General features: G+C 42.6%; 24 protein-coding genes. 4 read left to right on the forward strand and 20 right to left on the reverse strand.

Annotation, left to right across the window (positions count from 1 at the left end):
- Positions 1–9: 9 nt before the first annotated feature.
- From BST86_RS08145 to paaZ, 6 genes are all read right to left on the reverse strand, one after another.
- Complete coding sequence (locus BST86_RS08145) at positions 10–2214, reverse strand: alpha-ketoacid dehydrogenase subunit alpha/beta (RefSeq protein WP_197709225.1); 2205 nt, start codon at positions 2212–2214, stop codon at positions 10–12.
- A gap of 11 nt (positions 2215–2225) precedes the next feature.
- Positions 2226–3599: a dihydrolipoamide acetyltransferase family protein gene (locus BST86_RS08150; protein ID WP_105982838.1), complete on the reverse strand. Its 1374-nt coding sequence runs from the start codon at positions 3597–3599 to the stop codon at positions 2226–2228.
- A gap of 193 nt (positions 3600–3792) precedes the next feature.
- A complete protein-coding gene (locus BST86_RS08155) occupies positions 3793–4401 on the reverse strand; it encodes an acyltransferase (RefSeq protein WP_105982839.1) in 609 nt (202 codons plus the stop codon).
- A gap of 49 nt (positions 4402–4450) precedes the next feature.
- A complete protein-coding gene (locus tag BST86_RS08160; RefSeq protein WP_105983979.1) occupies positions 4451–5203 on the reverse strand; it encodes an enoyl-CoA hydratase/isomerase family protein in 753 nt (250 codons plus the stop codon).
- 90 nt (positions 5204–5293) lie between these two features.
- Entirely contained in the window at positions 5294–5599 is a 306-nt protein-coding gene (locus BST86_RS08165; RefSeq protein WP_317046534.1) for a GIY-YIG nuclease family protein, read from the reverse strand.
- 149 nt (positions 5600–5748) lie between these two features.
- Entirely contained in the window at positions 5749–8292 is a 2544-nt protein-coding gene (gene paaZ, locus BST86_RS08170; protein ID WP_105983980.1) for a phenylacetic acid degradation bifunctional protein PaaZ, read from the reverse strand.
- A gap of 318 nt (positions 8293–8610) precedes the next feature.
- Between paaZ and BST86_RS08175 the strand changes: the two genes are divergently transcribed.
- The 3 genes from BST86_RS08175 to BST86_RS08185 all read left to right on the forward strand — a co-directional run bounded on the left by BST86_RS08175 (position 8611) and on the right by BST86_RS08185 (position 11027).
- Complete coding sequence (locus BST86_RS08175) at positions 8611–9414, forward strand: hypothetical protein (RefSeq protein WP_105982841.1); 804 nt, start codon at positions 8611–8613, stop codon at positions 9412–9414.
- A gap of 4 nt (positions 9415–9418) precedes the next feature.
- Entirely contained in the window at positions 9419–10219 is an 801-nt protein-coding gene (locus BST86_RS08180) for a hypothetical protein (protein ID WP_146126735.1), read from the forward strand.
- Between the two features lie 82 nt (positions 10220–10301).
- Entirely contained in the window at positions 10302–11027 is a 726-nt protein-coding gene (locus tag BST86_RS08185) for a hypothetical protein (protein ID WP_105982843.1), read from the forward strand.
- A gap of 12 nt (positions 11028–11039) precedes the next feature.
- Here the strand turns inward: BST86_RS08185 and BST86_RS08190 are convergent, their stop codons facing one another.
- From BST86_RS08190 to BST86_RS08260, 14 genes are all read right to left on the reverse strand, one after another.
- Positions 11040–12248 carry an acetyl-CoA C-acyltransferase gene (locus BST86_RS08190; protein WP_105982844.1) on the reverse strand — a complete coding sequence of 403 codons (1209 nt, stop codon included), beginning with the start codon at positions 12246–12248 and terminating at the stop codon, positions 11040–11042.
- 32 nt (positions 12249–12280) lie between these two features.
- Entirely contained in the window at positions 12281–12661 is a 381-nt protein-coding gene (locus BST86_RS08195) for a four helix bundle protein (RefSeq protein WP_105982845.1), read from the reverse strand.
- A 65-nt stretch (positions 12662–12726) separates the two neighbouring features.
- Positions 12727–13134 carry a PaaI family thioesterase gene (locus BST86_RS08200; protein ID WP_172443335.1) on the reverse strand — a complete coding sequence of 136 codons (408 nt, stop codon included), beginning with the start codon at positions 13132–13134 and terminating at the stop codon, positions 12727–12729.
- Positions 13131–14348 carry a 3-hydroxyacyl-CoA dehydrogenase NAD-binding domain-containing protein gene (locus tag BST86_RS08205; protein ID WP_105982846.1) on the reverse strand — a complete coding sequence of 406 codons (1218 nt, stop codon included), beginning with the start codon at positions 14346–14348 and terminating at the stop codon, positions 13131–13133. The genes BST86_RS08200 and BST86_RS08205 overlap by 4 nt, the downstream gene beginning before the upstream one ends.
- Entirely contained in the window at positions 14348–14701 is a 354-nt protein-coding gene (locus tag BST86_RS08210) for a four helix bundle protein (protein ID WP_105982847.1), read from the reverse strand. Before BST86_RS08210 ends, BST86_RS08205 begins: the two co-directional genes overlap by 1 nt.
- Before the next feature lie 44 nt (positions 14702–14745).
- Complete coding sequence (locus tag BST86_RS08215) at positions 14746–15525, reverse strand: enoyl-CoA hydratase-related protein (protein WP_105982848.1); 780 nt, start codon at positions 15523–15525, stop codon at positions 14746–14748.
- A 106-nt stretch (positions 15526–15631) separates the two neighbouring features.
- The gene (gene paaD, locus BST86_RS08220) at positions 15632–16129 is read right to left on the reverse strand and encodes a 1,2-phenylacetyl-CoA epoxidase subunit PaaD (protein ID WP_105982849.1); all 498 of its coding nucleotides are present in this window, start codon (positions 16127–16129) and stop codon (positions 15632–15634) included.
- 60 nt (positions 16130–16189) lie between these two features.
- Complete coding sequence (gene paaC, locus BST86_RS08225) at positions 16190–16990, reverse strand: 1,2-phenylacetyl-CoA epoxidase subunit PaaC (RefSeq protein ID WP_105982850.1); 801 nt, start codon at positions 16988–16990, stop codon at positions 16190–16192.
- 53 nt (positions 16991–17043) lie between these two features.
- Positions 17044–17397 (reverse strand): four helix bundle protein, encoded by a 354-nt coding sequence (locus tag BST86_RS08230; protein ID WP_105982851.1) that lies wholly within the window; start codon positions 17395–17397, stop codon positions 17044–17046.
- A gap of 41 nt (positions 17398–17438) precedes the next feature.
- On the reverse strand, positions 17439–17735 hold the full coding sequence (paaB, locus tag BST86_RS08235) for a 1,2-phenylacetyl-CoA epoxidase subunit PaaB (protein ID WP_055413389.1): 297 nt from the start codon (positions 17733–17735) through the stop codon (positions 17439–17441).
- Positions 17736–17789: 54 nt separating this feature from the next.
- Positions 17790–18752 carry a 1,2-phenylacetyl-CoA epoxidase subunit PaaA gene (gene paaA / locus BST86_RS08240; protein WP_055413390.1) on the reverse strand — a complete coding sequence of 321 codons (963 nt, stop codon included), beginning with the start codon at positions 18750–18752 and terminating at the stop codon, positions 17790–17792.
- Between the two features lie 202 nt (positions 18753–18954).
- On the reverse strand, positions 18955–20031 hold the full coding sequence (gene paaE, locus BST86_RS08245) for a 1,2-phenylacetyl-CoA epoxidase subunit PaaE (protein WP_105982852.1): 1077 nt from the start codon (positions 20029–20031) through the stop codon (positions 18955–18957).
- Positions 20032–20865: 834 nt separating this feature from the next.
- Positions 20866–21729, reverse strand: a complete 864-nt coding sequence (locus BST86_RS08255; protein WP_105982854.1) for a hydroxymethylglutaryl-CoA lyase — start codon at positions 21727–21729, stop codon at positions 20866–20868.
- A 36-nt stretch (positions 21730–21765) separates the two neighbouring features.
- On the reverse strand, positions 21766–23982 hold the full coding sequence (locus BST86_RS08260) for a bifunctional alpha,alpha-trehalose-phosphate synthase (UDP-forming)/trehalose-phosphatase (RefSeq protein WP_105982855.1): 2217 nt from the start codon (positions 23980–23982) through the stop codon (positions 21766–21768).
- A gap of 95 nt (positions 23983–24077) precedes the next feature.
- On the opposite strand from BST86_RS08260, the gene BST86_RS08265 reads away from it, so the two are divergent.
- Positions 24078–25856: a glycoside hydrolase family 15 protein gene (locus tag BST86_RS08265; protein WP_105982856.1), complete on the forward strand. Its 1779-nt coding sequence runs from the start codon at positions 24078–24080 to the stop codon at positions 25854–25856.
- The last annotated feature ends 9 nt before the right edge of the window (positions 25857–25865 follow it).

The following is a 25865-nucleotide window of genomic DNA, read 5'->3' on the forward strand; positions in this document are numbered from 1 at the left end:
TTTTTATTTCTAATAATTCAAAATCTCCTGAATTTTCACCTTCACCTTTTCCGTCGATGGGATCATGGTTTCCTCAAGCACAGAATTCAATGGTATAGCCGGCATATTTTCTGAACCTATGACCATTACTGGAGCATCAATGTATTTAAAACATTCTTCCTGAATGCGGCCTTGCAAGGCGCGTGAGAAACTGTTCTCGCTAGGTTCTTCAGTCACCACAAGACATTTCCCGCATTTCTTAACGCTGGCAAAAACGGTATCATAGTCCAGAGGATGCAGGGTTCTCAAATCCACTACTTCTACTCTATCCTGTAAACCAAGTTCCTTTGTGGCATTCATCGCCCAGTGTACGCCCATACCGTAAGTAATGATGCTCAAGGTTTCTTCTTCTTCCTTTTTCCAGATTTCCTGCAAGACCCAAGCCTTGCCAAAAGGCAATACATAATCCTCGCTAGGCTCTACACTGGTCGCTCCTTTGGTGCCTTTGACTTTACTCCAGTACAGCCCTTTGTGTTCAAAAATCACTACCGGATTTGGATCATAATAGGCCGCTTTCATCAAGCCTTTCAAATCGGCACCGTTAGATGGATACGCAATTTTAAGACCTCTAATATTAGAGACCACGCTTTCCATCGAACTGGAATGATACGGTCCACCGCTACCGTAAGCTCCAATCGGTACGCGCAATATCATGGAAACCGGCCATTTACCGTTACTCAAATAATTGGATCTGGAAACCTCTGTAAACAGCTGATTCAATCCTGGCCAAATGTAGTCTGCAAACTGTACCTCAACGATGGGTTTTAATCCTACCGCGCTCATTCCTACGGTGCTTCCTACGATGAATGCCTCTTGGATAGGTGTGTTGAAGACTCTGTTATCGCCAAATTTCTGTGCCAGCGTTGCGGCTTCTCTAAAAACGCCGCCTAATCTGCCGCCTACGTCTTGCCCGTACAACAAGCATTCTGGGTGTTTGCGCATCAATTCTTCAATGGCAAATAGTGCACAATCTACCATCACCACTTTTTCTGCGCCCTTTGGTGATCGCTCGCCGCGCTCCTCGGTGATGGGCGTTGGTGCAAAATCGTGCGTGAACAAGTCGGCTGGTTCTGGGTCTGGCATTTCCATCGCTTGTTGTAAAGCTTTTTTGGTTTCCGCTTTCGCGAAAGCGTCAAAACCATCCACATCTTGCACTGTAAAACCATTGTCCAGCAATAATTGCCTCATTTTAGGATAAGGGTCGCGCTCTCTGGATTCTTCCAAATCATCGCGGTAGAACTCCATACGCACACCGCTGGTATGGTGATTCAATAGCGGTACTGTCGCGTGAACCAAAAACGGTCGACGCTCAGTTCTCATAGTTTCAATCACCTTATTCAGAGTGTTGTAACTCTGCTCAAAATCAGTCCCGTCAATGGAAATGCGCTCAATCCCGTGGAATCCAGCGGCATATTCATAGGCGTTTTGAGCTCTGGTTTCAGCAGCATTAGCGCTGATGTCCCAACCGTTGTCCTGAACCAAATAAAGAATGGGAAGTTGCTTGAGGGCTGCCATTTGTAGCGCTTCGGCAATCTCACCTTCAGTTACAGACGCATCGCCTAGGGAACATACGACAATGCCGTTTGCTCTGTCATGCTGAACTTGTTTCAGCATCTCATGCGGATTAGAGTCTTCTGTCACTCGTTCTCGCCTGCCGCTCGAACTGGCACCAGATTCGGTACCAAAGATGGCTTTTTGCTCTACGGTTGGCTCATTGATTCCAGTGAGGAGGTCTCCGCTTTCGCGAAGACTCAGGGCTAAAGCAACTCCAGTAGCAGGAATCGCTTGCATCCCAGTAGCACTGGATTGATGCGGGATTTTGGGCTTATCAATATCATTCAATGATGGATGTGAATAGTAGGTACGGCCACCAGAAAACGGATCGGCTTTTTTTGCCAATAACTGCAACATCAAATCGTAGGGCTTCATGCCTATCGCCAGCAACATCGCATCATCCCGATAATACGGAAACATGTAATCCTGCGGCAATAATTGCATACCAACCGCCGTCTGGATCACCTCATGCCCGCGACTGGTCGCGTGCACATATTTAGAAACCGTTTTGAAGTTCTCTTCATAGAGTTCTGTCATGGCTTTCGCGGTCACCAAATTTCGAAACCCTTTTTCTAATACTGACTTTTCCAAATCTTTGTTTTTATAGTCAAGCCGCTGCATGGCGGCTTCGCTTAATAATTAGTTTGCGGAGCTTCCTCTAGATTCAAAGCCACTTGCTTCAGGAAACTTCCTCCTAAAAACCCATCCACAACTCTATGGTCAAAGGACAGTGATAACATCATCATACTCCTGATTTCAATACTGTCTTCTCCATTTCTAGTAATGACCTCAGCGCGTTTTTTTATGATTCCTGTGGCTAGTATAGCAACCTCTGGCTGATTGATAATGGGCGTTCCCATCAACGAACCAAAAGTTCCCACGTTTGAAATCGTGAATGTTCCGCCTTTGATATCGTCACCACCTAGTTTGTTTTCTCTGGCCAAGTTTGCCATGCGATTGACATCTGCAGCAATTTCTGCTAACGATTTTTGGTCAGCATTTTTTACAACGGGAACTATGAGGTTTCCAGATGGTAATGCGGTTGCCATTCCTACGTTGATATTTTCTTTGACAATAATGTTCTTACCGTCAACGCTGGCATTGATATTCGGGAATTCCTTAATGGCTCTCGCTACTGCATCTACAAATAGTGGAGTAAAAGTGAGCTTTTCTCCATGCTTTTCCTGAAAAGCTACTTTATTCGCATTTCTCCAGTTCACCAAATCGGTTAGATCTGCTTCTACATAAGCCGTCACGTGCGGGCTGGTATGTTTTGAATACACCATATGATCTGCAATCATGGATCGCATCCGATCCATTTCAATGATCTTACCGGTTCCTTTATCAAACTTCAATTGAGGAATACGGTAGGCTGTAGGGTCTGGCTCGTTGCTTACAGCTTGTGCAAACTGATGCGGACGACCATCATTTAAATACTGGATGACATCACTTTTACGCAAACGACCTTCTGTTCCAGTGGCAGGAATACGTGCAAGTTCCTCATAAGACATGTGATTCTCGCGAGCAATTTTATCTACTAAAGGGCTGACGAATAGGTCTTTGTTGATGTACGAACTGGAAATCGGTTTTTGAGTTCTTGAGGCGACTCGTTCTCGATCCCGATAGCTATCGGGACTCAAACCGGTCTTATTTTGAGAGGCCGCACTGGCTTTACTGCCTTTTTGAATGTCTTCCAGTCCGCTAGGTTTTTTGAGAATCTTTGCTTCTAGTTTTGAAGAAGTGTTTTCTTTTGTAGATCCATCGCTGGGTTCAATCTGCGCGATAGGCTCACCTATTTCAACCACGTCACCGTTCCCAAACAAATGCTTGACCATTGTCCCGTCACATGGTGCCGGCACCTCGTTATCTACTTTGTCCGTTCCTACTTCTACCAGAATATCGCCTTCTGCAAAGGATTCACCTTCTTGAACCAGCCAGTTGAGAATGGTTCCTTCAGTAATGGATTCGCCCATTTTGGGCAGTATAAAATCTGTCGTTGTTGCCATGACTCAAATTTACAAAAACTAACACTTGTTAGTCGTGAAGATTATGTTGGATTTCGCTTTCGCGAAAGCGGAATTATGGCAATCTGCAGGCCTTAGGATCAAAAGTGTCTTTTTAAACTCGGAAAAATCTATCGACTAAAATGGACCAACGATTGATTGCAAGTTTTGATTTGGAATGGTTAAACCCGAAAGATTATACGGAACTATCTTTTTTGTTTTCCTGCAACGTCTTATAAAAATCCTCTTGCACTGGTCGATTTTTAGGTATTTCTCGTAGCGGCTCCACTTCGCGCATCGACTCGTGACAATCTGTAGGAAGTTGTTGATAGAGTTTTGTGCCAGCGGTTTTCCAGGCGATCATCTCGTCGCTTACTTCTTTGATTTTTTTGGCGGGATTTCCGACTATTAATGATCTGGATTCGAAAACGGCTTCGGCTTTTACGAATGACATAGCACCAACAATGCACTCATCACCTATCACAGCATCATCCATGATCACACTGTTCATACCGATGAGACAATTGCGTCCCAAATTCGCGCCGTGAATCACAGCACCGTGGCCTATGTGTGCGCTCTCTGCAAAGCGAATGCTCTTACCAGGAAACATATGCACCGTGCAATTTTCTTGCACATTGACGCCATCTTCCAGAATGATCTCGCCCCAATCGCCACGTATCACAGCGCTAGGCCCTACATAACAATTCTTCCCGATGATCACATTACCAATCACCGCCGCCAGCGGATGAATAAACGAACTCTCGTGTATCACTGGAATGTGTCCTTTGAAACTGTAAATGGCCATTGCGCTAGAATTAAGTCACGCCACTCCGCAGCAGCCTTAGTTGTTAGGATTATTTAAATCGTTTCAAAGTCTCTTTAGTAAACTCACTCAACACCAATTTTCCAGAAATCTTTGCTCTTTCAGCAAGCAAATCATCCCAATTTTCACAACCCGACCAAAACATTTGTTTCATGTGCTTCATCGCTTCAGGATTATAAGTGCACAGATTTTCTGCAAATTTTTGAACCGCTTCATCCATTTCTTCTGTCGATTCGTAAACCTCAGCAAATAAGCCGTTTTGTTGAGCCCATTCTGGCGAGTAGAACTCGTTGGCATTTATCGCGATCTGGCTCATGCCGGTCAAACCTAATTTACGCTCTACGGCTGGACCTACCACAAATGGTCCGATACCTATGTTCAACTCGCTAAGTTTGATCGCTGCAAATTTGGTCGCGAAACAATAATCGGTCGCACTAGCTACACCAACACCACCGCCGACTGTTTTTCCTTGCACGCGACCTATGATGAACTTAGGACATTTGCGCATAGCGTTGATCACATTAGCAAACCCGCTGAAGAAGATCTCGCCCGTTTTCTCATCATCAATCGCGATCAATTCCTTAAAGCTGGCGCCGGCACAAAAAGTACGCTCACCACCAGATTTGAGGATGACGACTTTAGTCGCGTTATCTTCTCCTGCATCAGTAATGGCTTGTGCGAGTTGTGCCAGAATATCACCTGGCAACGAGTTGTGCGCCGGATGGAAGAATTCTATGGTAGTTATTGCGTTGTCTGGTGTTGTTTTTACGTATGGTTTTGTCATAGCCTTCGGCTGCATCCGCGCAGGCGGATGTCTCTTTGATAAAGCACCTAATTCACCTGACCTTCAGGTAAAACGTTGCTTGAATTAAACTTATATTTCTTTTTCCATCATCTTAAAACTCAAATCCCAATTGAGGCTTAAGTCTATCAAGTCTGGATTCTTTTCTTCGATGATTCTAATTTTCCAATCGCGATTCCATTTTTTTAATTGCTTTTCTCTTATCCTCCGCGCATCAAGAGAATCTAGTATTTCAAAATAAACCAATTTATCTAAGTTATACCTAGCCGAAAACTTGGCTGGATGTACTTTCCTTTTGTGCTGGCTAATTCTTCTTTTAATATTACCTGTTTCTCCTATGTAGAGTGTACCATTATTTTTGTTTGTTATTATGTACACGTAGTGAGGCATTTAATTTAAGGTTGTTTTGCCGAAGTTAAATTGGTTTGTTCGGACTTAGGGCCTTAGAGCCATCTGCCTGCTGATAGCAATTTTATTTGGTGCGTTTGGACTTAGAGACATCCGCCTACGCGGATGCTTTGAACAATTTAATCTTGTAGATTAAATTGTTCAAAGTGATGATTCAAATGTTTGCGCTCTAGCAGGGTCCATTCATATTTGCTTAGTTCTCCAAAAACAGCATTTTTGGTGGTTGCATTTGGGTTCTTTTTGAAATAATCCAAATATTCCTTTCGAGCTTCCAGCATTTTTGCCTTGGCAGTTTCCAGGTTTTCATATTTCAAATCTTCCAACGTACCGTCTTGTTTCATGAGCGGCATTTTATGGTTTTGAGGCATCTTATCATAATTCCACAAGGTCGCGGCGACTTTTTCTAAATGCTCATCGGGCGTAGCGATGTCAAAATCTTGCTTTTCTCCACTGGCGATGCGGTAGCTCATTTCCAGATGCTCCACCATATGTTGAGGAGTCATGGAACCCCATTGAGGTTTGGTATCTGAGTTCAATTTCGCGAAAGCGGACTTAATATACTCCTCTGTAATCTCCTTGAATACGTCTTGTTTCTTTTCTACCATAGTCAGGATGGTGGCTATCGCCACCAGTGATTCTGCCTCTTCATCGGTTTTACCGTTTTCATAATCGACTGGTTCTGCGTCAAAAACTTCAACATACCATTTTACGATTCCGCTAGGATGCTCGCGACCAGAAACGTCACGCTCGCGTTTTTCCTTGCAGGTCAAACGCACATAAATCGTGTCGTTGTGGTATAACGGTCGCAAAAACCGAATGTCTTCCAAACCATAGTTGGCAGAAACCGGTCCTTTATTAGGATAAACAAAAAGTCCTGCGGCCGCACTTATGATGAAATAACCATGTGCCGTGCGTTTCTTGAAAATACTGCCTTCCAGACTGGTAATATCTGTGTGCGCATAAAAATGATCCCAAGTGAGGTTTGCAAAATTCTGGATATCCGTATCTGTGATGGTGCGTTTATGGGTTTCCAGCGACATTCCTGGCTTGATATCCTCATAATGGTAGGCAAAAGGATGCTTTTCGGCTTCCTTATAATCACCATTGGGCTGGTAGATTCCCGTGATTTCAGTTAACGAAGTTGGACTTCCTTGAACGGCACAACGTTGCATATAATGCTTGATGCCGCGCAAACCGCCCATTTCCTCGCCACCGCCAGCACGTCCTGGACCACCATGAACCAATAGTGGCAATGGCGAACCGTGACCAGTAGATTGTGGAGCGCTTTCTTTGTTGAGTGTCAAAATTCTCCCATGGGACGATGCGGCGTTGATGGTGTACGCTTTCGCGAAAGCGTCATCTCCAGTAACCACACTGCTCACCAGCGAGCCTTTACCCATGTGTGCCAGCTCAATCGCCTCGTCTTGATTCTTGTATGGCATCAAAGTACTCACAGGACCAAAACATTCCACCTCGTGAACGGCCTTGTTTTTAAACGGCTGGTCTTCACGCATCAAAATGGGCGACATGAAGGCACCTTTTTGGGCGCGATCACCCAGTATTTCTACCTCATCCAGGTTACCGTAGACGATTTCTGCAGTCTTGGAGATTTTCTGAATTTGTTCTTTCAACGTATCACGCTGATTGTTATTGATCATAGCGCCCATGCGTGTTTCACGCAATAGAGGATCGCCTATGACGGTTTGGGAAAGTTGTTTTCCTAAGGCTATTTGCACATCTTCCATCAGGTTTTCTGGCACCATTATCCTGCGGATTGCGGTACACTTTTGACCTGCTTTTGAGGTCATTTCCTTACGCACTTCCTTGATGAATATGTCGAATTCTGCAGTTCCTGGAACGGCATCTGGTCCTAAAACCGACGAGTTCAAAGAGTCGGCTTCCATGGTAAATGGAACTGATTCTTCAAGCAATCGTGGATGTGATTTCAATTTTCTACCAGTGGCTGCACTACCCGTAAACGTGACAACGTCTGTAGCATTGACTGTGTCCAAAACGCTTGTGGTCAAACCGCTCAATAATTGTAATGCACCTTCTGGTAGAATACCGCTAGCGATGATCTCACGCACGACAGCTTCTGTCAAGAAAGCGGTTTGTGGTGCAGGCAAGACTACTGCTGGCATACCTGCCATCCAGTTGACCGCACATTTTTCCAACATTCCCCAAACTGGGAAATTAAAGGCGTTGATGTGTACCGCAACACCTTTGCGAGGTACGAGAATGTGGTGTGCCATGAACCGGCCACCACGAGAAAGATCGATAGGATCACCTTCTACAGCATAACTCTGGTCTGGGAAAAGCTTACGTAAACTGGCGTTGGCAAAAAGGTTCCCAAAACCACCTTCTATATCTACCCAGGAATCGGCGCGAGTAGCACCGGTACGATAACTGATCTCGTAGAATTTAGCTTTGTGTTTTTCCAGATACAGCGCCAGTTTTTTGATCATGTTACCGCGCTGCTGGAACGTCATGTCCCGCAACACTTTACCGTGATCGCGACCATATTGCAAAACACCAGCAATATCAAGGTTTGCCGTACTAGTAGCACCTATTTGCTCACCAGTGATCGCATCCCACATGAAGCGCTCGTTACCGTCCTGCTTTCCAGCTTGCCATTGACCGTTGATGTAACTTTTTAGGATCATAAAATTTGAGTGTGTAAATGTCTGTTTTTGAAATTCGCTTTCGCGAAAGCGAAATCCCATCATGCCTTCTGCTAAAATACGAAAATGATGAAACGTAACTAACAGTTGTTAGTATAAATGCACTGCCGCTTATTCGATACGCAAGAATAAACCTACATTGTTAAATTGCTGTCGGCACAACTATAGGCCTAATATTTGCGTAAGTGGATCGATCATTCGTTTAACAACACTTTTTACCGCTGAATTTGCAAATAAATCGCGTCATTAAATCAACCCATTGATCTGTCAATTATCTTTAAATATAAACTATTGGTTTCCATGAAATTGCTTTCCTACATTTTAACTTTTTCAGCCTTTTTTATAGGTAGAAGTCAGGTAGGCGTAAACACCAGTCAATTTTCTGATGGAGTAGCTTTTGAGGTTACTGGAAATGGTGCGGAAGGTGTGATCCTAACAAGATCTAATATTGAAGACCTTGACACAGAATTTCCATTACCGGTAGGTATTGAAGATGGAACCCTCACTTTTAATACGAACACGACAACTGGTTTAGGATACGTATGGTGGGATGAACCGGCACATACCTGGAAGTTCGTGGATCCATTTATAGGTAAAAAGGAACTTTATGGTAACCCTGTTGCAGACAATATGGCTGGTGATTTAAACCAAGATGTGAGTGCTGGTTTTAAAATTCCAATTTTCGGTAATCCAGAGTTTGAGAATAGCAATAATTTGTATGAAATGGTTGGAGCTAGTGCCGTAGAACGCAGAAAAAATTTGAGAGTGAATGCCAAAGGCAGGTATCGCATCGCTGTCACCCTAGGATTAGAAGCACAAGAAGATGATGATTCTATCGATGATAACCTTGTCGAAATCAAAATCCAAGTAACAAGTAATCTAGGAGTCATTAGTTATCCTGGTGCCGATCAACATAGTTCTGAAATGGAAGACAATAGAACTGGTGAAGATGATGATGGCGCCGTTAGTTTTGTAGAGATTCTAGAGCTAGAAGAAGGCGATGTGTTAAGTCTAGTTTCTTACCGTGCAAACAACAGCGGAAATAATATTGTTTGGCTCAATTCAGATAGACCCAGTTCCTTCTATATCATAAAGATCAATTAGCATCATGATCAACTGGATTTCAAACAAATCATCCGTTCTATTGATGTCGCTTTTTATAGCGTTTATTCCTTATTTGAGTATAGCGCAAGTTGGTATAGGTACTGAAGCGCCTTCGGCTGGTCTGTTGCTTGACGTGAACGCTGCACCAGAATCGTCTGGAGTTGTTTTGCCAGATGTAAATATTACAGACTTATTTACCGTTGACCCATTGCCTTTGGGAACAGAGTTAGGCACATTGGTTTTTAACACAAATACCAGTACTGGTAAAGGATATTATTTTTGGGATGGAACGGCTTGGACTCGCTTTAACGCTTATATAGGCCAGATGGCAAAATACAGCAATCCATCTGCTGGTGTGACTGGACCTAACATGAATAGTGGTGCTGGTAATGTGAGGATCGTAGGCAATACAGAATTCAATGACAATCCAGTTTTGTATCAAGCTTCTGGCAACACAGGAATTACCGTCAACGAAACTGGAATTTATCAAGTAACGGTGGCTTTATCATTAGTTGGAACCTATGGGACTACCGGCACACCTCCGAGAAATTCAAGAGCAGAAATTGATATAAGAATACGTGTGAACGGTACGGACAGAGGTCCCTTGTATCGCAGTACCGAAATGAATATGACCGCCACTCCAGGCGACGTGGATTTCGGATCTTTATCATTTACACAATCTGTAAAGATCGACGCCGGTCAAACGATTACCTTAAGATACAATCCTTCTAAAAATGAAAACGTTGGAATTGTGAGATTAAGATCCCTAGGTACCTCGACTATATTTATTCAAAAACTATTATAAATCATTCATAGCATTGAAGGACAAATACCTACTTAACAGATTCTTCCATTCACTATCTATAGTGTTTTCGGTTTGTTTTTGCATGCTTGGGAACGCGCAGATTGGAATAGGTACAGGTGCACCAGCAACAGGTACTATTCTACATATTGAGGATGTAGATGGTACTGAAAAATCAGGTGTTCTTTTTCCAAAAGTTCACTTGACAAGCCTAAGTGACACAGATCCTTTGCCTTCCAGCATCAAACTGGGAACTCTTGTCTATAATACCAATGTCAATTTACAAACTGGTTATTACTACTGGACGGTTACTAAATGGCAACGTTTTAATGCCGCTATAGGTGCAATGGCAAAATTTGCAAATGAGAATCAAGACACATCTAATAACCTGAACGATCCAACTGGTGTCAAAGCATCTATTTTTGGTGATGTAGCAGCAGAACCTATTTTTAATGATGGTCCTAATTTGTACATCAGATTGGACAATAAAAATCTTAGAATTACCGAAAATGGTAGATACCAGATTACCGTGAATCTTTCCATGGCCTCAAGTATAAATCAAGCACAAGTCGAAGCCAGATTACAGGTTAATGATACTGGTCTAGGTCCATACTTTCGTAGTTCAGAAATGGATCCTAACTCAGGATCCACTAATGGTTCCATCTCATTTACACAAACGCTCGAATTGAGCGCTGGTGATGAGCTGAGTATCTTATGCAAGGCAGTGGCACCAGAATTTACGGGCACTGCTTTTTTCAATCGGGCTAATGCCAGCAGTTTCTTCATTGAGAAAGTGTTGGATCTACCATAAAAAAAGAGCCCTCTAACTCACATTTTCAATCACCATCGCATATCCTTGACCTACACCTATGCACATGGTGATAAGGGCATATCGCTTTCGCGAAAGCGATAACTCCAACGCTGCCGTGTAAGCAAGACGCGTTCCCGTCATTCCCAATGGATGACCCATAGCTATGGAACCACCGTTGGGATTGATTCTAGGATCGTTGTCTTCAAGTCCCCATTCTCTTATGCAAGCCAGAGCTTGTGACGCAAACGCCTCATTGAGCTCAATGACATCCATATCTGCCATGGTAAGTCCTGCCTTTTCTAATGCACGATTACTGGCCTCAACAGGACCTATTCCCATGATTCTAGGCTCCACGCCTACTACGGCGCTGCTTAGAATTCTTGCCATAGGCTTGAGTCCATATTTTTTGACAGCGTCTTCACTGGCAACGATCGTTGCTGCGGCGCCATCGTTCAAACCGCTGGAATTTCCTGCAGTGACTGATCCGCCATCTTTTTTAAAGGCTGGACGCAATTTTGATAAAATTTCTTTGGTCGTTCCTGCTCGAATGAATTCATCATCTTTGAAGATTATGGGCTCCTTTTTGCGTTGAGGAATCTCGACAGGTACAATTTCTTTTGCCAATCTACCAGACTCTTGTGCCGCGGCTGCTTTTTGTTGCGACCATGCTGCAAAAGCATCTTGATCTTCACGCGAAATATTAAATTTCTCCACCAGATTTTCAGCGGTATTTCCCATACCGTCCACACCGTACATATCGGCCATTTTCTGATTAACAAACCTCCAGCCAAAACTCGAATCATACATCTTAGCATCCGTTCCAAAACCGGTGCTAGGCTTTGCGATCACGAGTGGTCCACGAGTCATGTTTTCTACACCACCAGATATAAATACATCGCCATCGCCAGTCTGTATCGCACGGTGTGCATGCACAATGGAACTTAAACCAGAACTACACAAACGATTCACCGTTTCACCAGGCACGGAATACGGCAATCCTGCCAGCAGTCCTGCCATACGCGCCACGTTGCGGTTGTCCTCACCAGCTTGATTGGCACAACCCATGATCACATCGGCATAGGCGTCTTGTGAGATTTCTGGATGTTTTTCAACGATGGTTTTGATCACGTGCGCCGCCAGATCGTCTGCACGCACTGCGCTTAAGGTTCCTTTATAATTACCGACAGCTGTTCTTATGCCGTCTATGATGTAGGTGTTCATTATTTGTGGTATTAGTTGTTAGGGATTAGGGATTAGTTGGCTGAATTACGTTCAAGAATCTTTTTCCTCAAACTGGAAAGCATTTTGGTTATTTCAACTAATCGACGGCGTACTTCTTCATTTTGATCAAAAGTGATGTAGTCACGTCGCAGTGCTTTTGTTGAGGCTGCAACACATTCATTTGCAGAAAATATGGCAATATTGATATGCTTACAGAATTGAGCGTCACTGCCGGGATACCCTTCGGCAATATTAAGTCCTATGGAGTCTGATGCTCTACGATATTGGGAACTTAAAGCGTATAACTCATGCTTTGGAAAAGTTTTGGTCAATTCATCAACCAGTTCGGCAAAGTCCATTGCCTTTTGATAGACTAGCAGATCCTCAAACTTAAAACTATATGCACTATTCATGTACCAAATATACTAATCCCTAATACCAACAGCCTCATCCCTACTACGCTTTCGCGAAAGCGAGCTTATTCCCAGTCTTTACTGGTTCTATAAACTACGCCTTTAAAAAGTGCCACGAGCTCATCGTCTTTTTTGATCTCAACAATGTTGAAACCTACTTTGGTTTTTGTTTTATCCAGCGTGCACTCTGCTGTGATGTGATCGCCTGCTTCAAGCGCCTCTATATGGTTGATGCTGGTCTCGATGGAAACCGCTTTTTTGCCGTGTGTGTTTGAAGTAAAACCAAAAGCCGTATCTGCCAGCGAATAAGTGATGCCGCCATGCGCCTTGCCCATACTATTCAGCATTTCTGGCCTGATGGTCATTCCTAACTTCACTCGGCCTACCTCAACGCTCACGATCTCGATTCCCAACCAGGTAGAAAATGGGTCTAGAGAAAGCATTTTGGCAGGAATTTTTTTACCTTCTATCATGCTGGAAAAAAGGTTTCTTTTTTGCTGGCTTTGCTGCGTAATAATGGAGAGCAACGATAGCGATCTTCCCTGTAGAAATCATACAAAGCATCTAACTGATTTACACACCAGTCCAGTCCTTTCTCATCCGCCCAAGCGAGCAATCCTTTGGGATAGTTGACTCCTTTAGTCATGCCGTTATCTAGATCTTCAGCGGTTGCGATTTGCAGGTACAACGCATCGGCAGCTTCATTGATGAGCATGACCAGCAATCGGTCTTGGATAGCTTTTACGTCAGCGCCAGTCAGCATTTCTGGATCGTGTTCTGGCTCGATTTTGTTTCCGTTTTCGAACTTGTAAAAACCTCTACCAGATTTTTTTCCCAGCCATCCAGCTTCTACCAATCTTTTTTGAGTCAATGAAGGCTTATAACGCGGATCAAAATAGAAGGCTGCAAAAACCGATTCGGTCACCACATAATTTACATCGTGACCTATAAAGTCCATCAATTCAAATGGCCCCATACGGAAACCCATTTGTCTCACCACCTTGTCCAAGGTTGGGATATCTGCCATGCCTTCTTCATACATTCTCAAAGCTTCACTATAAAACGGTCTGGCAACACGATTAACGATAAATCCAGGCGTGTCCTTTGCTACTGCCATAGTCTTTCCCCAATTTTTGATCGTATTTACACAAGTTTCTGTGATGTGGTCTTCCGTTTGTACCGCTGGGATAATTTCTACCAATTTCATCAACGGCGCTGGATTAAAGAAATGAATCCCGATGCAGCGTTCTGGTTTTTCAAGTGAAGCTGCAATGCTGGTAATGCTCAAACTTGAAGTGTTGGAAGCAATAATACAATCTTCAGAAACTAAACTTTCCAACTGTGCAAAAACCTTCTTTTTTACCTCAAGGTTTTCAACGATGGCTTCAATCGTTAAATCACTATCTGATAAATCTTCTAGGGTATTGACATATTGTATATTACCTTGAATCCGACTTTTTTCGGCCTCATCAATTCTGGATTTCTGCACCAGTCGGCTAAGGATGTTTTCCAAGGCAGATGCTGCATTTTCTAACTGGTCTGCGTTCAAGTCAAAAATCTTTACTTGACAACCAGCTGTCGCTGCCACTTGCGCGATACCGCTGCCCATAGTTCCTGCGCCTATGATACCGACATTATAGATATTAGAATCTTGATTTTTGATTTTTGATTTTTGATTTTCTGACATCAGTTTGCTTTTGTGTTTTTTATACTCACGACAAAAATTGATATGAGCTGATTATTTTCATCCAGTAGATTGTCAATAAGATCTTGATTTGTCATGGTCTTTGACTGTTTCTGGATTTTTAGATTTACATAACTCTCTCTTAGTTCTTTTAAGCAAATTTTCATTTTATGTAAATAATCCTTAGTCGATTCACCAGCACGCGCCTCACCATAGTTCAAAGCAACCGATGTTGCAGATCGAATCAATTGTTTTGACAAATGTTCTGCAGCAAAACTCTTATCAAGATGTTGACCAGCAACGATAATGTTGGCCGCAAATTCAATCAATCTATCCTCTAAAATCTGTGCATTCATATCAAATCAAAAATCATATATCAAAAATCTGCAATCTGATATCTTTAGTTTCCCTGAAAATTCGGCTTTCTTTTTTCCATAAAAGCCGCGACGCCTTCTTGATAGTCTGCGGTGTTGGCGCTTTCTATTTGTAGTTTGGATTCTAGGGCTAGTTGCTGCTTCAGGTTATTCGTCATGGATTCGTTGAGCGCCTTTTTAGTATTTGCCAGTGCTTTTGTGGGTAGTTGCGCAAGTTTTTGTGTGGTCGCTTTCGCGAAAGCGAGAAATTCTTCATCCTTGACCACTTTGTAGATCATTCCCAATTGATCTGCCTCGCTTGCAGTGATTTTATCTGCCAGCATCATGGCGGCGCTCGCCTTGCCAAAACCAATCAAACGTGGCAAAAAGAAGGTGCCAGCGCTGTCTGGAATCAAACCAATTTTTGAAAATGCCTGAATGAAAGCGGCACTTTCTGTGGCGATCACGATGTCACAACACAAGGCCAGATTTGCTCCAGCACCAGCGGCCACACCATTCACCGCTGCAACCACTGGTTTTTCCAAATTGCGAATTTTAACCACTATCGGATTGTAATGATCATCGAGAATGGCTTCAAAACCTGGATTCAATTCTGGATCTGTAATTTCTTGAATGTCTTGACCTGCACAAAATGCCTTGCCATTACCCGTAATCATGACGGCTCTCACGTCATCTTGAGCACAGCGATCCAGCGCATGCTGTAGGGAAAATGCCATCTCTTTATTGAAGGAGTTGAATACCTGTGGGCGATTGAATGTTATTTCGGCAATGCCGTCGTTGATTTCTAGTTGTATGGAGTCTGACATTTTTTGTTGTTGTCAAGCCGTTGGTGGTACAGCTTCAATTAATAGTTTATTGGAAATATTTTGAAAATTTCGCTTTCGCGAAAGCGAAAACATGTCAAATCAATCATTATTTCAAACATTTGAAATAATCAAAAGGCTCATGGCAATCCTCGCACTGGAACATAGCCTTGCACGCCGTGGAACCGAACTGGCTCACGAGTTTTGTGTTTTGCGAACCGCAATTGGTACATTTAACTAGTTTCTTCTCATTGAGAAGTACATCTTTATCAGCTGTTTCATCTAACGGTGCAGCGATACCGTACTTTTCTAGAGCCTTGCGACCACGATCTGTGATCCAGTCTGTCGTCCACGGCGGACTCATAATGAGCTGTATGGTTGTGTTGTAGCCCGCTTTTGCGAAAGCGCGTTCCAGATCATCACCTATCACATCCATCGCCGGGCAACCGCTGTAGGTAGGCGTTAACTTTATCGTGATTTCCTTGCCACTAACCTCTACATCTCTAATCACACCTAGATCCACCACATTCAAAACCGGAATCTCTGGATCCTTAACGGATTCAAGAATTTCTAGAAGTTCTGGAGTTATGTTGAAGTTCTGGATCATTTAAATTATGGATTTGACATTCTTAAAAAGTTCTCGACTACGCTCGAACAAACATTAAAATTACCAGCGCGAATTAGGATATGTGCGCTGCATGTATTGCATCTCACTCAATAAATAACCCATATGCTCGCTGTGAATGCCTTGTTTACCGCCTTTCTGGAAATACTCTACCTCTGGAATTTCAAGGGTGGCTACGGTCAATTGTTCTTCTAATTTCTCGTAATAATATTCCTTGAGTTGGAGCATGTCTGGTGCTACGCCAGCTTCAACCATGGCAGTATCGGCCTCCATTTTGTGGAACAGTTCATCTGTGAAGATCCATAGATTGTTGACTGCTTCTTGAGTTTTGGCCTTGCTTTCTTCGGTACCATCACCTAGTCGCTTTAACCAGTCACCAGAAAAGCGTTCGTGATAGCTTGCTTCCTTGATGCCCTTGAATGCTAATGCTCTTAGGGTCTCATCGGCACTTTGCTGTAAAGCATTTAAGAACAATCTGTTGTACACATCAAAGAAATACTGGCGGACAATCACATAAGCGAAATCTGTATTGGGTTGCTCTACCAGCAATACATTCTTGTACTCGCGTTCTGTTCTGAGAAAAGCAATATCATCTTCAGTGGTTTTATCACCTTTTAATTGCGCGATGTATTGATAATAACTGCGCACTTGACCTAGTAGATCCAATGATATATTCGTGATCGCGATGTCTGGTTCCAGATTGGGGCCGTGACCGCATAATTCACCAAGACGTTGCCCTAGGATCAAATAATTATCTGCAACGCCCAACAAGTAATCCATTAAGTGCTTTTTGTTTTCTTTTGATTCTAGGAATTGTGGGTTGAGTTCTTTTATAGGCTGCATGTGAGAAGTTTAAATTGAAGTTTAAGACTAAGTTTAAAAATCTTTAACTTGGTTCACGATTTAGATTTTATAATTGACCGTAAAATTTTGATTATTTCTAGCGATTCTTGAGATAGTGATTCTAATTCTGATTGAATGTTTAACTCTGCCCCAAGTTGTATAAGAAGGTTGTTCCTGCATTCCTTTATTTCTTTGTGCGCGATATTCAGTTTGTTCAACTTATCCTTCTGACTGCTGGCGCCTAAAAATTCTCCAAAATTTAAAGCTACAGATCCAGATGATCGGATGATTTGTTCCTGATAGTATCTTGATGCATAATCATTCCAATCTGCCCTTCGAGAAATCTTTATAACGTCTACTGCAAACTTGATTAGTCTATCCTCTAAATCGTATTTCTTATCGTCCATTTCTTAAACTTGATCTTAGGTTTAAGCTTGATCTTTAAAACTTACATATGCTTTAATTCATCTGGCAACTCATAAAACGTAGGGTGTCTATACACCTTATCGTTTGCTGGCTCAAATAATGAACCACTATCATCAGGACTACTTGCGGTGATGTTGGTAGATTCAACCACCCAAATGCTCACGCCTTCATTACGTCTTGTGTAAACATCGCGTGCATTATTTAACGCCATTTCTGCATCCTCGGCGTGAAGGCTACCGCAATGACGGTGCTCTAGACCGTTTTTGGATCTTATAAATACTTCCCAAAGCGGGATTTCTCTTTTACTTGAATTACTCATATAACTAGGTGTGATAAATTAGCAAAGCCGCCTTACGACGGCTCGCCTTATTAATTATACGGCTTGCGCAGCTTCTTCCTTTCTAGCGCGTTGCTTGTCTGCATACGCGGTTGCAGCTTCACGTACCCAAGCACCATTTTCCCAAGCGTTTCTGCGTGCATCAAGCCTAGATTTATTCATAGGTCCATGGCCTTTTACCACTTGCCAAAACTCATCCCAATTGATCTCGCCAAAATCGTAGTGTCCTGTTTCTTCATTCCACTTCAAATCTGGATCTGGAATCGTCAAACCTAAAATGTCTGCCTGCGGTACCGTTTGATCAATAAACTGCTGGCGCAATTCGTCATTCGTTTTACGCTTCAATTTCCATTTCATGGACTGTTCTGTATGCGTACTTTCTGCATCAGTTGGGCCTAACATCATCAATGATGGCCACCACCAGCGATTCAATGCATCTTGTGCCATTGCTTTTTGTTCCTCACTTCCATTACAAAGTGATAACATGATTTCATAACCTTGACGCTGGTGAAAACTTTCTTCCTTACAAACACGCACCATGGCACGAGCATATGGGCCAAAGGATGTATTACATAGCGGTACTTGATTGATAATCGCTGCACCATCGACCAACCAGCCTATCGCGCCCATATCTGCCCATGTGATCGTTGGATAATTAAATATTGAAGAATATTTTGCCTTGCCAGAATGCAAATCTTCATACATCTGCTCACGTGTGATTCCTAAAGTTTCACAAGCACTATACAAGTATAAACCATGTCCTGCCTCATCTTGAACCTTAGCCAGCAAAGCGACCTTACGTCGTAAGGAAGGCGCACGAGTAATCCAGTTTCCTTCTGGCAACATCCCGACAATTTCAGAATGCGCATGCTGGGAAATCTGGCGTATGTGTGTTTTACGATACTTCTCTGGCATCCAGTCTTTGGGCTCGATTTTCTCGTCACGGGCAATTTTTGCATCAAATTGCTCTTCTAAACTCTTGATTTCTGCTTCGCTCATGGTTTCTATTTTTTAATTTCTGCGCAGGCAGGAATCTCTTGGATTCGACACCTACGGTCCTTTATTAATTCGCCTTCGACAAGCTCAGGCTGACATTTATTTCTGTTTAGATGTTTATCAGTTATTCCGCTTTCGCGAAAGCGAACAAATCTTAAACACCGTGCTTCGTTCTAACAGATTTCCGCCTACGCGGAAATTGCAACTACACATCATAATTCACTACTAATTTTTTGCTGGTAGGAACGCTCACGCAGCTTAAAACATAACCTTTAGCTACTTCTTCATCAGTCAAGGCATAGTTGACTTTCATCTCTACACTACCTTCCTCAACCTTGCATTTGCAAGTGCTACAAACGCCACCCTTACAAGCATATGGCAAATCTGCTCCTGCCGCTATGGCACCATCGAGGACGTTATCAAACTCATCTGCAAGCACAAAGTGAAACTCCTTGCTACCATCAATGATAGTGACGTCTACACCTTGTACTTTTTTCTCGAGAGCCGCAGCTGCTCGTGTCTTGTCGGCATCACTTAAGCCACTCACAAACAACTCAAAATGAATGTTTTCCTTTTTCATTCCTGCAGCGACCAACTCATCTCTAATCAAGAAAATCATTTCTTCTGGACCGCAGATAAATGCATCATCTGTGTGCGGTGCGTTGATTAACGTTTGAGTCAACTGTTGCAATTTCTCTTTGTCAAATCTCCCGTTGAACAGAGGAATGTCGCGATGTTCCCTACTTAGGAAATAAAAGACTTCAAACCTGCTTAAGTATTTGTTTTTCAGTGCTTCTATCTCTTCTTTGAAGATAATGGATTTTGCCGTGCGGTTCAAGTAGAATAACTTGAATTTGGCATTTGGCTCGCTCTTTAAATGCGTTTTTATAATGCTGAGCATAGGTGTAATCCCACTACCAGCAGCAAACGCGACATAATTTTTGGTCACCGTTTCATCTACACACTCAATCCCAAAATCACCACTAGGAGCCGCTACTTGTAATGTATCTCCTGTTTTAAGCTCACGGTTGACATAAGTAGAAAACTTGCCTTCAAAGATTTCTTTGACAGCCACTTTCCATTCCTGATCTAGCGGACTGCTGCACAACGAATAACTGCGCCTCACGTCCTCGCCGTTGATCGTCGCTCTCAAGGTCAAAAATTGTCCTTGACGGTAATCAAAGTCAGATCGTAGCTCTTCTGGCACATCAAAAGTGAGAACTGCAGTGTCCCCTGTTTCTTTGTACACCTCTGATAATCGTATGTCGTGGAACTTATTCACTCTTATTAAGTCGTTAATTCCCTACGAAACTAACACTTGTTAGTTTGATGTGCAAGTGGTTTAACAGTGAGTGATTTTGCATATTCCTTTTCTCGACTATCGCTCGAAACAGGAATTAAAAAATTTTATGTTTTTATACTTTAGAAATATGAGTAATGCTATGAAGCCATCGCAGGTTGTGCTTGACTGAAAACCCTAGTTTTCAACCTAGCATTATAGCGCCGGTTCAGGTAAAGACTTTACTAGGCGATAACTTTGCAAGGACTTTTTACCGATTGTCTCTAATCAAGAATCGGTTGTGCAGAAATTGTATTAGTTGATTTCTTATAAGGAAAAAGAAACATGGAATAAATAAAGACGAAGGCGTAATAAAAGCATGTGATTCCAACAAAAAGAGATCCAAAGGTGTCCAATTGAATATTCCCAGTCAACGACATAAAACCACCTACAAGTCCTCCAAGTCCAGAGATTGAAAACAAAATCAGAAAAAGAGTATGAGAGATTGGATTATGGAAATTCCTATGGGAATCTTGCAGCGTACGACGATGCAAACTAATCGAGTGAAATAATAGAAGGACAAATAGTGAAAGTGGTATCCATTTCAAATGGTTTAAAATCTCAGTATTAATTATTGGTTTGTTCCAGATACTTATCACCATCAATAGTAAAGGTATCAAGTAAACATATATGGAAAGAATACAAAACAGTTTGCGTTTCATCAGTAGTTATTTAAAAAATCAATCTACAAAAGTATTTTGACATCTGCACCTAAACCCTTTTTACCAAAACGTTTGTACGCTTTTAATCTAAAAATTGCGAGTTCAACATTCGTTCTTAGTGATACTGCCTAAAAATCTTGGTCGCTTCATTATAACTGCTCTCAAAAGGCATGGCGTTGACGTTGCAGTTGGCTTTTGCCGCATTGAAATAGCTTACCATTTTTTCGGTGGGCATATTGCCGGTGAGTTCATCTTTAGCCATAGGACAACCACCAAACCCTTGTATCGCGCCGTCAAATCTGCGGCAACCTGCTTTGTAGGCGGCATCTATTTTCTCATGCCACTTGTTGGGCGTTGTGTGTAAATGCGCACCAAATTCGATCTTCGGATATTTAGGAATCAAATTTGAAAACAGGTAGTCTATGGATTCTGGATCTGAGGTTCCTACGGTATCTGATAACGACAAGATCTCAACGCCCATGGCGCTTAATTTTTCGGTCCACTCGCCTACTATTTCTACATTCCAGGGATCACCGTAAGGATTACCGAATCCCATTGATATATAGACGACCACTTTTTTCGCTTTCGCGAAAGCGAGATCTAAAATTTCCTGCAATAATTCTACGGACTGAGCAATGGTCTTGTGCGTATTACGCATCTGGAAATTCTCAGATATAGAAAATGGATACCCTAAATAGTCAATCTCTGGATGCTCACAAGCATCTTGTGCACCACGTAAATTTGCAACGATGGCAAGAAGTTTTGAATCGGTTTTTGATAGGTCCAGCTGTGCTAAAACCTCAGCGGTGTCGACCATTTGAGGAATCGCCTTAGGCGACACAAAACTGCCAAAATCTATGGTATCAAAGCCGCATCGTAACAGCGATTGCAGGTATTGAACCTTAGTGGCTGTAGGAATCATGTCCTTGATTCCCTGCATCGCATCACGTGGACATTCTATAATTTTTACTGTATCCATTGCAGTAAAGATAGTATTTACCGCAGATTATTATCATTATGATGATGCTTGCCTAAATTTAGTCAACACCTCACGCACATGATCCGTATCATCGACATAATAACGAGCAGCCGTGCTGGCGACACCTACTTTAACGGTTACGGCATCTTCTGGTAGATCCTGAAACATGAATTCATCAGTCCAGTCATCGCCTATACAAAAGATGAAATCATAGTTTTTATTGAGAATGTGGTTGTTGGACGCCTTTCCCTTATGCACATTGCTACTTTTGATCTCGATAACTTTGTTACCGGACAGCACACTAAGACCATGATTGCTGGTCAGCTCTCTTATCACATTTGAAAGATCGTTTGCTCGCTGCTCACCTAGTTCTGGATCTGCCTTGCGATAATGCCATGCTAGCGAGTAGTTTTTTTCTTCTATAAAAGTTCCTGGAGTGCGATCCACATAATTTTGCATCACAGGCTGGATGGTAGGTACCCAATCATTATTCATGGTTTCTGTCAATTCCCAATCCTTACCGTAGTATTTTTTGAGCACACCATGTTCTGCAATCAAAGTCACTGGCACATTCTTGAACCATTCTCCAAGCGTGACGGAATCACGACCGCTTATCACCACCACTTCATTCTTTTCATTGGATTGTAGATCTTTAACCATTTCAAGCAATGCTTGATCTGGTTTTGCGTCGCCTGGATTGTTGACAAAGCCTCTCAAGGTACCGTCATAATCTAAGAAGAAAATACGCTTGTTAGCGTTTTTGAACCGTTCTAGAATTTCCGTTTCTTGTTTCTCGTTAAGATAGGTTGCCTTGGCAACGGACTGTGTACTCTTCACGGAATCCAATTTGGTCATAAAATCACCGGCCCATTTTTCTACATTATAGCGTTCCAGTCGCTTTTGCATGTATTTGTTGCGCTTTTTCTGCTCTTCTTCTGGCATTTCCAGCGCCTCTTTGATCGTGTCTGCAATTAGGTTGATATCGTTGGGATTGATGAGCAATGCCTCATTCATTTCTTTAGATGCACCAGCCATTTCTGACAAAATAAGCACACCTGTACGATCGATGCGCGTGGCGATATATTCTTTGGCCACCAGGTTCATTCCGTCACGTATAGGTGTGATAAGCGCCACGTCACAAGAGGTGTACAAATCAATTAAATTATTGAACGGCATGGATCTATAGAAGTACCATACCGGTGTCCAACTCACGGTTGAGAACTTCCCATTGATGCGTCCTACCAGCTCGTCGATTTCTTTTTTAAGTACTTGGTATTGTGGAACGTTCGAACGGCTAGGAACCGCCAGCATCACCAGTCTTACCTTTTCTGTATAATCAGGATATTTCTCCAGGAAATGTTCAAAAGCCCTAAGCCTGTTTGCAATTCCTTTGGTATAATCCAGTCTATCTATGGACAGGATCATTTTGGCATCTGGAGTGGCCGTTGCATGCAAGTCTAGGCGACGCTGTAATTCACTTTGCGTCTTGTCTGTTTGTTCGTAGTTCGCTTTCGCGAAAGCGTGAAACTTCTCATAATCGATTCCCATAGGGAAACTGTCTACCTTGATGTGACGATCCTTATAGGTTATCTCATTAAAGCTTACCTCATGCCCCAAGATCCTGCTCACTGAGCTCAAAAAGTGGCGTTCATAATCATAGGTATGGAAGCCCAACAAGTCTGCTCCCAAAAGTCCTTTCAAGATCTGGTCACGCCATGGCAGCGTCCTGAAAACCTCATAAGATGGAAATGGTATGTGTAAAAAGAATCCTATGGACACGTCTGGCCGCTTTTCCTTGATCAATTGTGGCAACAACATCAACTGGTAATCATGTACCCAGACGTTATCACCTTCTTCCAGATTTTCCAGAACAACATCGGCAAACTTTTGATTGACGCTTTTATAGATTTCCCAATTTTCGCTATCAAATTCTGCATATTCCATAAAATAGTGATAGAGTGGCCAGATGGTACGGTTGCTAAAACCGTAGTAAAAACCATCCATATCTGACTGCGTCAACTCTACTGCAGCACATTGCTGGTTTTGAACTGCATCTTCAATATCACTTTCCAGCTCTTGTGGCGTCTCTTCTACCGTAAGTCCTGTCCAACCTATCCATAAGCCATTGCTGTCTCGATGTACTGACTTAAGGCCTGTGGCCAGCCCGCCAACGCTGGGTTCTGAGCTTACCTTGCCATCTTCAATAGAGAGTTGCAAGGGTAATCTGTTGGATACGATGATAGTTTTGCTCATAAACTGAATTGATTTTATGTGGATGGTTCTTTAATCCTTAAATTTCGGGTTTTCATTTTGAAATCTGGAGCAGATTTAAATTAAGATAACATTTTATGGAGAACCTGAATTACGGAATTATTGGAAATTGTAAGAGTGCGGCACTGGTATCTCAAACAGGATCCATCGACTGGTGTTGCCTGCCCATTTTTGATAGCGCCTCTGTTTTTGCCAAAATTCTAGACAATGAAAAAGGTGGTAGTCTTTCTTTTAAAGTAGCTGACGATTATACCGTCCAGCAGGAATATTTATGGCAAACCAATATCTTGAGTACGACCTTTGACAATGGTGCCGACGCCTTTCAAGTCATTGATTTTATGCCTAGGTATCCACATCAGGATGGTAGTTTTTATTCACCGCCAGATATTGTACGATTTATAAGGTTGATCAAGGGAACACCGCAGTTTCAAGTTGAGTACGACCCTAAATTGAAATACGCCCTAGGCAAAACCGAAACCAAAGAAGAAGGCGAGTACATCCATAGCAAAACCACCGAAGGTGAATATGAATCTGTCTTTCTATACAGCGATCTAAAACTTCAAGACATAATTGATCAAAACACGATCACTCTAGATTCCAATGCTTTCTTACTGTTATCCTACCATGAAAAATTAACCGCTCAAACGCTGGATCGCGCCTATTTAAAATTTCAACGTACCAAAACCTACTGGATGAACTGGAGCGAGCGTACGACTCGCTATCCGTTATACCAAGAGGAGATTGTACGCAGCGCATTAACGCTTAAAGCACTAACTTTTGAGAAGACAGGTGCTGTGCTTGCGGCAGCGACCACCAGCTTGCCAGAAACCATTGGCGAAGTAAGAAACTGGGATTACCGTTTTTGCTGGATACGTGATGCCTCAATGGTCATACGCGTTATAGCTGGATTGGGACACATGAAATCTGCCCGCAAGTTCCTTCAGTTTATCGTCAACACCATACCAGAAAAAGACGAAAAGATACAGATCATGTACGGTATCAATGGCGAGAAAGACCTGACCGAAGAGTTTCTGGACCATCTTTCTGGGTACAAAGGCTCCAGTCCAGTGCGCATAGGAAACGCTGCCTATATCCAAAAGCAAAATGACATCTATGGCATCCTCATGGAAGTTATCTACCAGCAGTTTGTACAATTTGAGACAAGTCTGGAGAATAGCGAGGAACTGTGGACCATCATCAAAAGTGTGACCTCTATTGTCAATCAGCACTGGCAAGAGCCAGATAAAGGCATCTGGGAATTGCGTACTGAAGATCGCCATTTTGTATTCTCAAAACTGTTGTGCTGGGTAGCGATAGATCGCGCGATCAAAATAAGCGAGATTCTAGGACGCGTCAAATATTTGAAAGAATGGCGACAATTGCGCAGCGAGATCCACGACGACATCTATAACAATGGTTGGAATGAAGAAGTGAAGGCCTATACGCAATCCTATGGCTCTAAAGACCTGGACGCTTCCACATTACTCATGCAACAATACGGTTTTATAGAGGCAGATGACCCACGATTTATAAGCACCGTTCAAGCTACCGAAAAAGAATTATGCAACGATGGTTTGATGTATAGATATAAGAATAATGATGATTTTGGCGAGCCTAGCTCCAGTTTTACGATTTGTACGTTTTGGTTGATCGATAGCTTGCATAAAATAGGTGAAACCGAAAAAGCTAGAGCATACTTTGACCAATTGCTTTATTATAGTAACCACCTAGGTTTGTTTAGCGAGGATATTGATTTCAAGACCAAGCGACTATTGGGGAACTTCCCGCAAGCGTACTCGCATCTGGCGTTGATTGAGACGGCGATTAATTTTAGTAAAGAATTTACAAAAGCTTGACATGAGTTC

This window comes from Nonlabens agnitus (assembly GCF_002994045.1).
Taxonomy (GTDB): Bacteria; Bacteroidota; Bacteroidia; order Flavobacteriales; family Flavobacteriaceae; genus Nonlabens; species Nonlabens agnitus.